The organism is Flagellimonas olearia (assembly GCF_009184425.1).
Lineage (GTDB): Bacteria > Bacteroidota > Bacteroidia > Flavobacteriales > Flavobacteriaceae > Flagellimonas > Flagellimonas olearia.
The window spans coordinates 2,088,911-2,102,508 of the sequence record NZ_WELG01000001.1; the positions used below are offsets into that span (position 1 = coordinate 2,088,911).

A 13,598-nucleotide genomic window follows, 5' to 3' on the forward strand; every position below is an offset into this window, starting at 1 on the left:
CCCTCCGAGGCTGCAAAATTAATCAGGTTTTTTAAGAAACCCTCGTTTTTATGAAAAAAGCGGGCAAGCTGCCGTTTTACGGATCGGTTCCCGTAATTTTAGCACAGACCAAAAACCCGACCATGCTTAGATTGCTGTTGCTTACCCTGATTTCTGCCACCATCCTTATCCATTGTACCCCAAAAAAGAGCCCCATTGCTTTGACGGACCTTCGCACCGAGCACCTAGTAGAGCCTTTGGGATTGGATACCGAGCATCCCCGGTTTTCATGGCGGATTGCCACAGGGGACCAGCCCGTGAAACATCAGCAGGAATTCCATATGTATGTGGATGTGGATTCTGTAGCCGTGGCCCAAGGCAAGGGCGACCTGTGGGAAAAGCACAGCGCATCGGACAGCATGTTGTTGACCTACGACGGAAAACCGCTCCAAGCGCATACCAAATACTATTGGGGCGTGCAGATCACTGCGGATGATGGCCGCCAGAGCGATATCACCGTTTCCTCTTTTGAAACGGGGCTCATGGCAACTTCCGACTGGAAAGGGACCTGGATCACCGATGTGGAAGACATGGACCTAAAACCTGCCCCTTATTTTAGAAAGGAATTCGCACCCGAAAAGAAAGTGGTGAAGGCCCGGGCCTACATCACCGCCGCCGGACTGTACGAACTGTACCTGAACGGACAAAAGGTGGACGACCATTGGCTGAACCCCATTTACACCCGTTTTGACCGTCGCAACCTCTATGTGACCCATGATGTTACTCCCTTTTTTCAGGAAGGCGAAGTGGCCATTGGGGTGTTGTTGGGGAATGGGTGGTACAACCATCAATCCACCGCGGTCTGGAACTTTCACGAAGCGGGATGGCGCAACCGTCCCCGTTTTCTGATGGACCTAAAAGTATGGTATGCCGATGGCACCACCGAAGTATTGGGCACGGACGACACATGGAAGACCGCCTTGGGCCCGGTGGTGTTCAACAGCATCTACACGGCAGAACACTATGATGCCCGTTTGGAACTCCCGGGCTGGAACACCGCAGGATTTGACGATTCCCAATGGAAAAACGCCTTGGTGACCAAAGCGCCCTCGGAGCAGATCACGGCACAGTCCCTCCCCGCCATCACCGGAAAAAAACTGCCCTTCGCCAGCATGGACAAACGGAGCGACCAACGCTACATTTTCGACTTGGGCCGAAACATCTCCGGGGTCACCGAACTGGCACTGAAAGGGGAAAAAGGCACGGAAATTAGGGTGACGCACGCCGAACAATTGGACAGTCTGGGCAATCTGGATCTGTCCAACATCATTGTGCATTACCGCCCAAAGGACAGCTTGGATCCTTTTCAAACGGATATCTACACCCTTAAGGGTGGCGGCGAGGAAATGTTCAGGCCACGCTTCAATTACAAAGGTTTTCAATATGTGGAAGTTGAAAGCAGCAAGCCCATTGACCTGTCCTTGGAGGACATCACCGCCCATTTTATCCACAGTGATGTGAAACCCATTGGAAAGATCCACACCTCCAACGAGACCATCAACAAAATCTGGGAGGCCACCAATGCCAGTTACCTATCCAATCTGGTGGGCTATCCCACGGACTGCCCGCAACGCGAAAAGAACGGCTGGACGGGCGATGCGCACATCAACATAGAAACCGGGCTCTATAATTTTGATGCACTGGGCGTCTATGAAAAATGGATGGACGACCACCGGGACGAACAGCAGGAAAACGGGGTGCTCCCCTCCATTATTCCCACTTGGGGCGGATGGGGCTACGATTGGGGCAACGGCCCGGATTGGACCAGTACCATTGCCATCATCCCCTGGGAGCTGTACCAGTTTTATGGGGATGACCGTGCTTTGTACGAAATGTACGGACCCTTAAAAAAATATGTGGACCATATCACATCGCTGAGTTATGAGGGTGGACTCACGGATTGGGGCCTTGGGGATTGGGTTCCTGTAAAATCCGTTACGCCCAAGGAATTCACCTCATCCATTTACTATTATGTGGATGCCACCATCTTGGCCAAAACGGCCCAACATTTTGGTAAGGAAGAGGATTATAAAACGTATGCAACGCTGGCCGAAAACATCAAAAATGCCATCAACACCAAATATTTAAACCCAGAAACGGGTCTGTATGGCAGTGGTTTTCAAACCGAGCTGAGCGCCCCCTTGTATTGGGGCATTGTACCAGATTCATTGAAACAAAAAGTGGCAGACCAACTGGCCAAGGAAGTCAAAAAAACCAATCATATTGATGTGGGGCTGTTGGGCACAAAGACCATTTTAGGAGCCTTAAGTCAAAATGGTCATGCAGACCTGGCCTTTGTCCTCGCCTCGCAGGAAACCTATCCCTCATGGGGGTGGTGGATCAAGAACGGGGCCACCACCCTCTATGAAAACTGGGACATTGATGCGTCTTCGGACCTTTCCCGGAACCATATCATGTTCGGGGCCATCAGCCCTTGGTTCTACAAGGGAATCGGGGGCATTTTGCCCAATGAAGATTCACCCGGATTCAAGGACTTTACCCTAAAACCCAACTTTGTGGAGGGCCTCACCAATTTTGAAGCGGAGTTCCAAAGTCGTTATGGATTGATCGCATCCCAATGGGAAAGAAAGGGCGAACAGCTAGCATATTCCTGCACAATCCCACCCAACAGTACGGCTACCGTGGTACTGCACGGGAAGCACATTTCCATGAACGGAGAATCCATGGAACCGACCCAAGAAGGGGCATACGAAATTCCCCTTACTGCAGGTGACTATACCTTTTTGATAACCGAATAGAGCGTATTATTCCACGGAGAATTTATACACGCAAATGGAATAATATTCCTCGCCCGGGTCCAATCGGGTGGATGGAAAATCAGGCTGGTTGGGGCTATCCGGAAAATGTTGGGTCTCCAAACAAAATGCCGTCCTAAACTCATAGGCCTTGCCTTCCTTGCCCACAATGGAGCCGTCCAAAAAGTTACCTCCATAAAACTGCAGTCCGGGCTCATTGGTATATACTTCGATGGCCCTGCCCGAAGTGGGTTCTACCACCTTGGCCGCATAGTTAAGGCCTTCGCCGTTTTGCTCAAGCACAAAATTATGATCGTATCCCATACCGTAGTCCAACTGTTGGTCTTTCACCTCCAATTCCGCTCCGATGGGCTTTGATTCCTGAAAATCGAACGGAGTGCCTTTCACCGGTGCAATCTCCCCGGTCGGGATCAATCCCGCATCCACAGGCGTGTAATGTGCCGCATGTATCTGAAGGAGATGGTCATTGATCGTACCATTGCCCGCACCATGCAGGTTAAAGAACGAATGGTGGGTGAGGTTCACCACGGTGCTTTGGTCCGTAGTGGCCCAATATTCTATTTTGAGTTCATTTGCATCCGTCAATTGGTACAGCACCCGTACCGATAGATTCCCCGGATATCCTTCTTCCCCATCTTTGGAGAGATAGGTCAGTTCCAAGGTCTGTCCATCCACCTGTTTGGCATCCCATACCACGGCATCAAAACCTTTGTTCCCCCCATGAAGGGAATTGGCCCCGTTATTGGCGGCCAAGGTGTACTCCTTGCCGTCCAAGGTAAACTTTCCATGGGCAATCCGATTGCCGTAACGCCCAATGAGGGCTCCAAAATATTTTTCCTTGGCATTGAGAAAATCATCAATATTTTCATGCCCAAGGACCACGTCCTCATAATTACCAGATTTATCGGGCAGCCACAAGGAAACGACCTTGCCGCCGTAATTGGTGATCTCGGCCACTGTGCCTTGGTCATTTTCAAGAACGTAAAGGCCGACTTGCTTGCCATCCACAATCTTCTCGAAATTTTTCTTGTCTATCCGTTTTATGGTCTTTTCTTGAGGTTTCACGCAGCTAAAAAGGAGTAAAGAAACTACTATTAAATGAAATATTCTTTTCATGACCCCTAGTTTTTGTACAAGGCTGAATTGGCTTTGTGTACTTCATCCACATCCATTTTGATGATGGCCCTATCGTAGGTCATGAGACCATTGACCTCGCCTTCAACATCCGTGGTCTGGGTATAGATGGCCGCAGAAAGTCCGTCCTTGATCAAGGTAGGGATTTTGGCCAAAAGGTCTTTGTAGGAGCTCAGCAGTTCGTCCCTTCCGGTAAGGTTTCTGTACCCCCAGTTTTTATCCTTTTGCCACAAATGTCCTTCCAACGGCAATCCCAGTCCGCCAAATTCACCCAATAAAAGGATTCTTCCGTTGATGATGTCCGGGGCGTGAAGATTTCTTTGGGGCATGGAGGGTCCGGGGTATCTGTGCTCATCCACCGTATGGCCGGCCGCGAAGAAGTTCCCTCCACTGGGTCCATTGACCAAACGGGAAGGGTCGTATTCCATGGTCCAATTGATGACTTCAACGGTATTGAACTGTCCCCATGCCTCATTGAAGGGCACCCACATGACTATGGAGGGTTTGTTGTGATTGGCATCCATGATCGCCTTCCATTCCTTATAATATTGATGGGCCGATTGTGCGCTTCGCTCCATTTCCCTTCCATCATAGCCGGATGGCCCTCTCCAATCGGCACTTTTATCGCCATTGGGCATATCCTGCCATACCAACATGCCCAATCGGTCACAGTGGTAGTACCATCTGGCAGGTTCCACCTTCACATGTTTTCTGATGGTATTGAACCCCAGTTTTTTGGTCACCTTAATGTCGTAAGCCAAAGCTTCATCCGAAGGGGCTGTGTACAGACCATCGGGCCACCAGCCTTGGTCCAAGGTGCCGTATTGAAAAAGCACTTGATTGTTCAGGGCCATTCGCATGTGGCCGTTGGCATCCTTTACTGCGGAAATCTTTCGCATGCCAAAATAGCTTTCCACTTCGTCCACTTTTTTGCCATTTCGCAACAAGGCGACTTTTAAGTCGTACAAAAATGGATTGTCCGGTGACCATAGTTTGGCGTCCTTGATGTTCAGTGCCACATCTTGTCCAACAGAACCCTTGGCCGAAGCTACCGTGGTGCTTCCATCCAATGCCGTAAGCTGTACCGAATATCCGTCTCCGAGCTGTCCATTGCCCACGGTCTTTACCATCAATCTGCCCTGATCAATATCGGGGGTGATCTTGATATTTTGGATGGATTGTTTGGGAACGGGTTCCATCCAAACGGTTTGCCATATTCCCGTAACCGGAGTATACCATATGCCGCTGGGTTTTGTCACTTGCTTGCCCCTGGGCTGGGTACCGTCGCTGGAAGGGTCCCATACTTTAACCACCAGTTCTTGCCAACCTGAACGGTTCAAGGTAGTAGTGACATCAAATGAAAAAGGATCATACCCGCCTTGGTGCATCCCCACCAACTTGCCGTTCACATACACCGTGGCTTCCCAATCCACCGCACCAAAGTGCAATACCACATTTTGATTTTTCCATGAAGCCGGCACTTGGAATTTTGTACGATACCAGACCACTTCATCATCCCCTACCCTTTTTTTGACTCCGGATAATGAAGATTCAACCGCAAAGGGAACCGTGATCTTCCCATCATAGGTGACCGGTGGTTCACCAGCCTGATTCGTGATACCATAGTCCCATTGTCCATTGAGGTTTTCCCATTTAGTCCTTTTTAATTGGGGCCGCGGGTACTCCGGCAAAGGCTCATCAACATTTAGCTGACTGGCCCACTGGGTCTTCAAATCCGAAGAACTCTCTTGGGCATCCGCAAATTGGGAAAAGGCCAGAAAGCAAAGAATAAAAATGCCGTTGGCCATGGTCTTTGTACGAATCATATCTGTTTTGTTTTGAGGGGTCGAGCAAAATTGACATCGACCCTTTTTTATGTGCAGAATAAAAGTACAAAAAACTTTTATTAATCAGGCAAAACAATATATTGGGTTTTTTAATCTCAATTGAAATGGATTTCTATTCGAGCACCCTAATTTCTCAGCGCAAAAATTTACTTGGTTTTCTTCATTGAAGCCAGAACACCAACTAGCAGAGAAAGTGCAATAATCCCTAATGACATCCATTCTGGAAAAATGTAATGATGGGCCAATAGAAGCTTAACACCTACAAAACTTAGTATGGCCACCAAACTGTACTTTAGGTAATGGAACCTGTCCAGCATATTGGCCAGAAAAAAATACATAGATCGCAACCCAAGAATGGCGAACATATTGGAACTGAACACCAAAAATGGGTCTGAAGTTATGGCCAATATGGCCGGTACACTATCCAACGCAAAGAGAACATCAGTGAACTCTATGACCACCAAAGCAATAAAAAGGGGTGTTGCCGCAGTAATATGTCTTAATTTGACAAAAAACTTTTGGCCTTCCATATGGGAAGTTATCGGCATAACCTTTCTCAAGTTCCTGTAGATAGCAGAGGTTTTTGGGTTGAAGGGTTTTTGTTTGGAACGTAGCATCCGCAATGCGGTAAAAATTAAAAAAGCCCCAAATAGATAGGTTGTAAAACTAAACTTCTTGATGAGCGCCACGCCAAAGAATATCATCAATCCGCGGAAAACAATGGCTCCCAAAATTCCCCAGAACAGTACACGATGTTGATACTTTTGTGGGATTTGGAACGAGGTAAAAATCACGGCGATCACAAAAATATTGTCAATACTGAGTGATAACTCAATGAGATACCCTGTAATGTATTTGAGTGAGGCCTCCATTGGGACCAAAGCATCTACATTGTCAATCTTATCCGTGGCATAAAGCCAGTAAATGACCCCAGAAAACAAAAAGGAAAGCGAAACCCAGATTGTGGTCCAGAGTGAAGCTTCTTTAACGCTTATAACATGGGCATTTTTATTGAACACGCCTAAATCCAATGCCAAAAAGACAAGAATTCCCAGTAGGAACAGTCCCCAAACCATCATAACATCAGTAAATTGATGTCAACGAAATTACGCAATGGTTTTATCTCCTAAAATACTTATTGGACTTTTCTGATTTGATATTGTTCTTCACTTAAAAATTCTCTCGGAACAATAGAATCTTTAACCCTGTAAATGGCTTTTCAAAGCATTGGTCTGCTCGCTATAGGTGCTTTCAAAAATCTTGTCGGCATTGGCAGATTCAAAGCCATCCCTTCGTTGGGCACGCTCCACCAGTCCTGATTGCTTTACATGGCCCGGTAATGGCAAGCGTTCGGCAAATTCCACATAACTCCCCGCGATTTTGGAGGTCTCGCCATCCGCAAATTCCGCATCGATCATGTGCGCTATGGAACTACTTTGTTTCAATAATCCATCCGCACTTGTTTTGATCTTTCCCCCGGAGGAATTCAGTTGTATGCCGATGGATTCCAAAAACGTATTGAACTTTTCAATGGTGTTGTACGTTTCCGGTAAATCGTGCACGCTTATGGTGTAATGGTTCAGGTAATAGCGGTTGTAGATGACCCAAGCCGCATATTCGCTTTCTTGGGCAAGTGCATTAAAATCGGACAAGGTAGGCAATTGCCAAAGGGGTTTATAAAAGAAGTCCCCCACCTCTTCGGGATTGTCCAGATTCAGTTGGTCCACAGGGTCTCCTGTAAGATTCCCTGCATACTTATCGATAATGCCCTGAACTTCTTCGGACATGTCACCCACTCGTAATTCACTGATAAAGATTCTTGGAAAATCAGGACAGGGCGGCGCATACCAATAGGCATTCAATTTTTTCCCTTCAAAATAGTAGTAGTCCCTTTTTGAGTATCCGTAATACAAGAAGATTTTTTCAAAAGAAGTGATTCCCAAATGAGGCACTCCCAAGGTCCTAAAGGCAATATGGTCGTTAACGATATCATCCGTGTTCCCTATCATGGCATTCTCCACCATGGCGGAAGTGATCTTTTCCACATCGGGCACCCTTTGCTTGTAAGGGTCCATCAGGGCTTTAAGAATTTGCGGCAAACCTTTTGTATCTGTTGTTTTCATAGCGTATGATCAATAATCAGGATATCAAAATTAGCTGTACCTTTGATTTCAAACAATTCTTATTTTTAATGAAATGATAAGAATAATTAATCAATTGGAGTTTCATCATCTGCGCAGTTTTCTGGCTTTGGCGGAAACCTTACACTTTGGAAAAGCCGCGGAAACCTTACATATTTCGCAATCTGCGTTAAGTCAACAAATTAAGCAGCTCGAGGCGATACTGGGCACCACCTTGTTTGATCGGACCAACCGTAGCGTAGTGCTTAATAGGGCCGGGCAGCTTTTCTTGCGGGAAGCCCAGTTGGTGGATGCCCAATTGAAAAAGTCCATTTTACGCTGGCAATCCGAACACCAAGGAAATCAAGGTAATATACACATTGGCTTTGTGGGTTCCGCCATGCAATGTTATCTGCCTCCCTTATTAAAGGAATTTGGACGCAGTCATACCCACATACAGCTCCATCTTGAAGAACTCACCAACGAGGAACAACTCGAAGCCCTTGAGTCTGGGGATTTGGACATTGGTTTTATGCGGTCCAACCAGATTGCCCCCAGCATGAACATCAAATCCGTTTATGAAGAAAATTTTTCTTTGGTATTGCCCAACGAGCATCCCATCACCCAAGAAAATTTTAAAAACCTTGGCCAGTTGGCCCAAGAACGCTTCATCCTTTTTCCGAATGAAAAAAGTCCCCTCTATTATCAACAGATCTTGAATATGTGTGCCTTTCATGGGTTTGTTCCGCAGATTTCCCACCGTTCCATCCATGGCCCTACCATCTTTATGCTGGTTGAAAACGGCATGGGCGTTTCCATTGTGCCCAATTCATTGCGCGATGAGCACAACTACAACATCCGATTTATAGAATTGGACAACATCCAACAAAAAACCAATCTCTTTGCGGTCTGGAACAAAACCAATGACAATGCTGCGTTCCAGAATTTTCTACCGATGCTGTGATCAATCTGTGAATGCTACCACCAGATGGCGTATAGGAAGGCAAGGATTCCGATAATGATGAAGGTGGATATGTTAAAGGCCCTTGAAGTCTTAAAAAGTTCTGGATTGATGGAAATCGCCTTTTTATCCCCTTCCTTATTCTCCACCAATGAAATGATCACCAATACCGCTGTAAGCACTAAAAAGCTCACTCCCATGCGATCCATGAAAGGGAAATCAGGAAACGCATACTTGATAACAATGGAAAGGGGAATGGAGAACACTATGGTCCAAAAAGCACCATTGGCGGAGGCCTTCTTCCAAAACATCCCAAACAAGAACACCACCACGACCCCAGGACTTATAAAACCGGTATATTCCTGTATGTATTGAAACGCTTGGTCCAATCCACCCAGCATCGGGGCAACGATCACCCCCAAGAGCAGTGACAGACCTGCAAATGCCTTTCCGATGAAAACGAGTTTTTTGCTCGACTCTTCCTTGAACAACGGTTTGTAGATGTCCAAGGTGAAAATGGTGGTGGCACTGTTGACCATGGAACTTAGGGAAGACCCAATAGCTGAAATCAAGGCGGCAAACGCCAACCCTTTGAGCCCGGTTCCTACATAGTTTTTCAACACCCAAGGATAGGCCTCATCGGGCAGATCCAAATCGGCACCCAAGACATAGGCCGCTATACCGGGCACCACCACAATGATGGGCAACAAAATCTTCAGGAAGGCGGCAAAAATGGTTCCTTTCTGCGCTTCCTTGATGTTCTTGGCCCCCAAAGAGCGTTGGATGATGTACTGATTGGTTCCCCAGTAATACAAGTTCGCCACCCATAACCCGCCAACCAACACACTGATTCCTGGCAGGTTTTTATACTCGGGATGGCCTTTATCCAAAATCATGTCGAATTTCTCCGGGGCCTTCTCGATCAACGTCATAAAGCCGTTAAGGAAATCCCCTCCCAAGGCCTCAAGGACCAAAATACTGGAAACCAAGCCCCCAAACACCAACACGACCACTTGGATCACATCGGTCCATACCACAGCCTTTAAGCCCCCAAAAATGGAGAATGTCGCCGCGAACAGTGCCAACCCTATTACCCCATACAGCATATCGATATCCAATATGGTCTTCAGGGCCAAACTACCCAGGTAGAGTACCGAAGTAATGTTCACGAACACAAAGAGCAACACCCAAAACACCGCCATGGTACTTTTGACACGCTTATCAAAACGTCGCTCCAAAAACTGGGGCATGGTGTATATGTTGTTTTTCAAGAAAATGGGCAGGAAGAACTTGGCCACAATGATGAGGGTCAAGGCCGCCATCAATTCATAGGAGGCAATCGCCATACCCACCACATAGCCCGATCCGGACATTCCTATAAATTGCTCCGCAGAAATATTGGAGGCAATCAAAGACCCTCCAATGGCCCACCATGGAAGGGATTTCCCTGCCAAAAAATATTCTTGTTCGTTCCGGTTTCTATTCTTGACCGAAATCCAAATACCTATACTGGCCAATATGACCAAGTATCCGATAAAAACAATGAAATCCAGTTTGGCAAAATCCATAATTTCAAATTATCTCCGAAGGGAATGTTTGGCTTCCAATATAGAAATAATAAATGTAAAACAAACTTTTATTATTTCAATTCATTGACATTTAGAATTTTATCACCTCCTTTATACTTTCAAAATCCCCTGTCTGGGTTGGAAACTGTTTCAGATTTTCTTTTTTGAAACGATATAGGTAAGCTCCTTTTTTGGAAGCCGATTTGTCCTTTTTGCCCGTTCTTTCCAAAATATGAAGGGATAGCATCTTTTTTCTGAAGTTGCCCGGGTCAAAAGCTGTTCGGTATATACTTTCGTAAAGCGTTTGCAATTGTTGGATCGTAAAATATTCTGGAAGAAGCTCAAAGCCCAACGGATTGTATCGCGCACTAGACCGCAGACTTCTGATGGCATCATCCACCATTTGGCCATGATCCAAGATCAAATCCGGTATCTGGTCAAAATCAAACCACCTGGCATCATGGTTTTCCAAAGATTGAAGGTTGAACTCATCAATCCGAATCAAACTGTAATAGGCCACGGAAACCACGCGCTCCAAGGGATCCCTATCCACCAGACCGTAGGTTCTTAGCTGTTTCAGGAAAACATTCTTGAGACCAGACAACCTGTACAGTATGTCTTTGGCACTCTGGTCCAAGGATACATCATTATCTATCAGTTCCCCTATCAAGGACCAAGACCCTTTAAGCGGGTCCGTTTTACGCCGAAACAATAAAAGCTTCAAATCTTTGGAATCAAAACCAAATATGATACAATCCACAGCGATTGCAATACTTTGTTCGGGTCTATACTTATGTATGGTCAAGATATGTATGGATAGGTTGATAAAATGTTTCCAAATATACCAAAATGAATCATTTACCTTTTTTAAATATAAGCACTTTGTTCCATCAATGGCATTCAATTTTTCTTCGATTGGCCCAAAAAAATAAAAGTTTTTTTTACTTTTATTTTGTATCATTGCACCATGGATAGTATTATGGCCCAGACCTTGAATGAAATAGTGGTTGATTCTCCAGGTAGAATCAATTTGATTGGCGGCCATACGGATTACAACAATGGCTACGTCCTTCCAGCTGCGATAGACCGAAAAATTGCTTTCAGGCTCAAGAAAAATGGTTCTGCCCAAATGTGCCACATCCAGAGCAAGGGATATGGGACGCCTTTACGCCTTAACTTGCAAAAGGTTGAAAAAAGCTCTGTTGAATGGGAAAACTATCTATTAGGGGTCATTGCGGGAATACAAAAACTTGGACATTCCCTTGAAGGATTTGATTGCGAGATCGAGAGCGATCTTCCCATTGGATCGGGATTGAGTTCTTCGGCTGCTTTGGAATGTGGGCTTGCTTCCGGACTCAATGCCTTATTTGAACTAGGGCTTTCAAAATTGGAGATCATTACCCTTTCCAGACGGGCCGAGCATGAGTTTGTGGGAACCAAGTGCGGTATCATGGACCAATTTTCATCGGTCTATGGAAAATCCGATCACTTTATCTTTTTGGATTGCTCCAACCTACATCATACGTATGTCCCTGCATCCATGGGTCCCTATGAGTTGCTGCTGTTGAACACCAATATATCGCACCAGCTTTCAGACGGACAGTACAATTCTAGACAGGATGAGTGCTTTGAGGCCGTTGCCCAAATACAAAAACAGCATCCCCTCATTACATCCCTTCGGGATGTTGACTTGGACCTATTGAGTTCGTGCAAAGCTTTGTTGACCGATATCCAATACCAAAGGGCCTTATTCATTGTCCAGGAAAACCAAAGGGTAGTGGATGCTGCCGAGGCCTTAAAATCAAAAGACATAGAGCAATTGGGCAGCTTATTGTATACCTGCCATGAGGGACTCAGGGATCTTTACGACATCAGCTGTCCCGAACTGAACTTTTTGGTGGACTACGCCAAAGAACAAAGTTATGTGGCGGGTGCCCGGATGGTGGGCGGCGGATTTGGCGGCTGCACCATCCATTTGGTGCACGGAAATCACATGGAAAGTTATATCAAAGAAATCTCGGAAGCCTACAAAAGGGAGTTTGGCATAGACCTAGGCGCCTTCCCCGTACGTACAAGCAATGGCACAACCCTCAGAAAACTTTCCGATGCAGCTCTATGAAAAACCCCATTACCGATTAAACATTCTTACCAACGAATGGGTCTTGGTATCGCCACAACGGACCAAACGCCCATGGCAAGGCAAGAGTGAAAAGGCCGTTGTTATACCTCAAAAGTCTTACGACCCTTCTTGCTACCTATGCCCAGGAAATGTTAGGGCCAGTGATGCCGCCAATCCAGAATACACCGAGCCGTATTCCTTTGTCAATGATTTTGCCGCTTTGTTGCCCGATGTGCCCCATGAGGTATTCAAAGAAGGGTTGACCCAAGCCAAGAGTGAAAGTGGTATTTGTAAAGTGGTATGTTTTTCACCTGACCATTCCCTTACCTTACCCTTGATGAAAGTGGAAGACATTGGGAAGGTCATCACCCTATGGCAAAAGGAGTATGATGAACTGGGAAAACTCCCCGATATCAATCATGTATTGATCTTTGAAAACAAAGGTGAGCTCATGGGGTGCAGCAATCCCCATCCACACGGGCAGATATGGGCACAGCAATCTATTCCCACCGAAGTCCTTAAAAAAAATAATGCCTTTACCTCTTATTGGGAGCAACATCAAAAAACCGTACTGTCCGACTACATATCGCAAGAAATTGAAGCAGGGGAGCGCATCGTTGTTCAAAACGACCATTTTGTTGGGCTGGTGCCCTATTGGGCAGTCTGGCCTTATGAAATCATGATTGTTCCTTTGGAATCCCTGCCTGACATATCCCAATTGGATGATGCCCAAAGAAACTCCTTTGCCCAAATCATCAAAAAGGTGACAACCATCTATGACAACCTTTTTGAAACCAGTTTTCCCTATTCGGCAGGGATCAATCAAGCCCCAACCGATGGGCAAGATCACCCAGAGTGGCACTTCCATATGTCTTTTTACCCCCCTTTATTGCGGTCGGCCACCGTAAAGAAATTTATGGTAGGCTACGAAATGTTTGCGAATCCCCAACGCGATATTACCGCGGAACAAGCGGCAGATATTCTCCGTAAACTGCCACGAACCCATTTCACCAAAGCATAGACGCTACGTTTG

Annotated in this window: 10 protein-coding genes; 4 read left to right on the plus strand and 6 right to left on the minus strand. The window is 46.2% G+C overall.

Features of this window, described 5'->3' with window-relative positions:
* Positions 1 to 50: 50 nt before the first annotated feature.
* The gene (locus F8C76_RS09270; RefSeq protein WP_249042375.1) at positions 51 to 2,798 is read left to right on the plus strand and encodes an alpha-L-rhamnosidase; all 2,748 of its coding nucleotides are present in this window, start codon (positions 51 to 53) and stop codon (positions 2,796 to 2,798) included.
* 6 nt (positions 2,799 to 2,804) lie between these two features.
* On the opposite strand, the gene F8C76_RS09275 is transcribed toward F8C76_RS09270, so the two are convergent.
* From F8C76_RS09275 to F8C76_RS09290, 4 genes are all read right to left on the minus strand, one after another.
* Positions 2,805 to 3,932 (minus strand): aldose epimerase family protein, encoded by a 1,128-nt coding sequence (locus F8C76_RS09275; protein ID WP_152131398.1) that lies wholly within the window; start codon positions 3,930 to 3,932, stop codon positions 2,805 to 2,807.
* A gap of 5 nt (positions 3,933 to 3,937) precedes the next feature.
* A complete protein-coding gene (locus tag F8C76_RS09280) occupies positions 3,938 to 5,776 on the minus strand; it encodes a glycoside hydrolase family 2 protein (RefSeq protein WP_211372131.1) in 1,839 nt (612 codons plus the stop codon).
* 167 nt (positions 5,777 to 5,943) lie between these two features.
* On the minus strand, positions 5,944 to 6,876 hold the full coding sequence (locus tag F8C76_RS09285; RefSeq protein WP_152131399.1) for a TerC family protein: 933 nt from the start codon (positions 6,874 to 6,876) through the stop codon (positions 5,944 to 5,946).
* Between the two features lie 120 nt (positions 6,877 to 6,996).
* The gene (locus tag F8C76_RS09290) at positions 6,997 to 7,920 is read right to left on the minus strand and encodes a DUF1338 domain-containing protein (protein ID WP_152131400.1); all 924 of its coding nucleotides are present in this window, start codon (positions 7,918 to 7,920) and stop codon (positions 6,997 to 6,999) included.
* A gap of 73 nt (positions 7,921 to 7,993) precedes the next feature.
* On the opposite strand from F8C76_RS09290, the gene F8C76_RS09295 reads away from it, so the two are divergent.
* Entirely contained in the window at positions 7,994 to 8,881 is an 888-nt protein-coding gene (locus F8C76_RS09295) for a LysR family transcriptional regulator (protein ID WP_152131401.1), read from the plus strand.
* Positions 8,882 to 8,895: 14 nt separating this feature from the next.
* Here the strand turns inward: F8C76_RS09295 and F8C76_RS09300 are convergent, their stop codons facing one another.
* On the minus strand, positions 8,896 to 10,446 hold the full coding sequence (locus F8C76_RS09300) for a sodium/sugar symporter (protein ID WP_152131402.1): 1,551 nt from the start codon (positions 10,444 to 10,446) through the stop codon (positions 8,896 to 8,898).
* A 91-nt stretch (positions 10,447 to 10,537) separates the two neighbouring features.
* Positions 10,538 to 11,251 carry an NUDIX hydrolase gene (locus tag F8C76_RS09305; RefSeq protein ID WP_249042376.1) on the minus strand — a complete coding sequence of 238 codons (714 nt, stop codon included), beginning with the start codon at positions 11,249 to 11,251 and terminating at the stop codon, positions 10,538 to 10,540.
* A gap of 162 nt (positions 11,252 to 11,413) precedes the next feature.
* On the opposite strand from F8C76_RS09305, the gene galK reads away from it, so the two are divergent.
* Together galK and F8C76_RS09315 are read left to right on the plus strand one after the other, a co-directional pair.
* Complete coding sequence (gene galK / locus F8C76_RS09310) at positions 11,414 to 12,565, plus strand: galactokinase (RefSeq protein ID WP_249042377.1); 1,152 nt, start codon at positions 11,414 to 11,416, stop codon at positions 12,563 to 12,565.
* Positions 12,552 to 13,586, plus strand: a complete 1,035-nt coding sequence (locus tag F8C76_RS09315; protein WP_152131403.1) for a UDP-glucose--hexose-1-phosphate uridylyltransferase — start codon at positions 12,552 to 12,554, stop codon at positions 13,584 to 13,586. Before galK ends, F8C76_RS09315 begins: the two co-directional genes overlap by 14 nt.
* Positions 13,587 to 13,598: the final 12 nt, after the last annotated feature.

Coding starts and splice junctions, on each gene's coding strand:
- F8C76_RS09270 (WP_249042375.1), top strand. CDS start 51: ATGAAAAAAGCGGGCAAGCTGCCGTTTTACGGATCGGTTCCCGTAATT.
- F8C76_RS09275 (WP_152131398.1), bottom strand. CDS start 3,932: ATGAAAAGAATATTTCATTTAATAGTAGTTTCTTTACTCCTTTTTAGC.
- F8C76_RS09280 (WP_211372131.1), bottom strand. CDS start 5,776: ATGATTCGTACAAAGACCATGGCCAACGGCATTTTTATTCTTTGCTTT.
- F8C76_RS09285 (WP_152131399.1), bottom strand. CDS start 6,876: ATGATGGTTTGGGGACTGTTCCTACTGGGAATTCTTGTCTTTTTGGCA.
- F8C76_RS09290 (WP_152131400.1), bottom strand. CDS start 7,920: ATGAAAACAACAGATACAAAAGGTTTGCCGCAAATTCTTAAAGCCCTG.
- F8C76_RS09295 (WP_152131401.1), top strand. CDS start 7,994: ATGATAAGAATAATTAATCAATTGGAGTTTCATCATCTGCGCAGTTTT.
- F8C76_RS09300 (WP_152131402.1), bottom strand. CDS start 10,446: ATGGATTTTGCCAAACTGGATTTCATTGTTTTTATCGGATACTTGGTC.
- galK (WP_249042377.1), top strand. CDS start 11,414: ATGGATAGTATTATGGCCCAGACCTTGAATGAAATAGTGGTTGATTCT.
- F8C76_RS09315 (WP_152131403.1), top strand. CDS start 12,552: ATGCAGCTCTATGAAAAACCCCATTACCGATTAAACATTCTTACCAAC.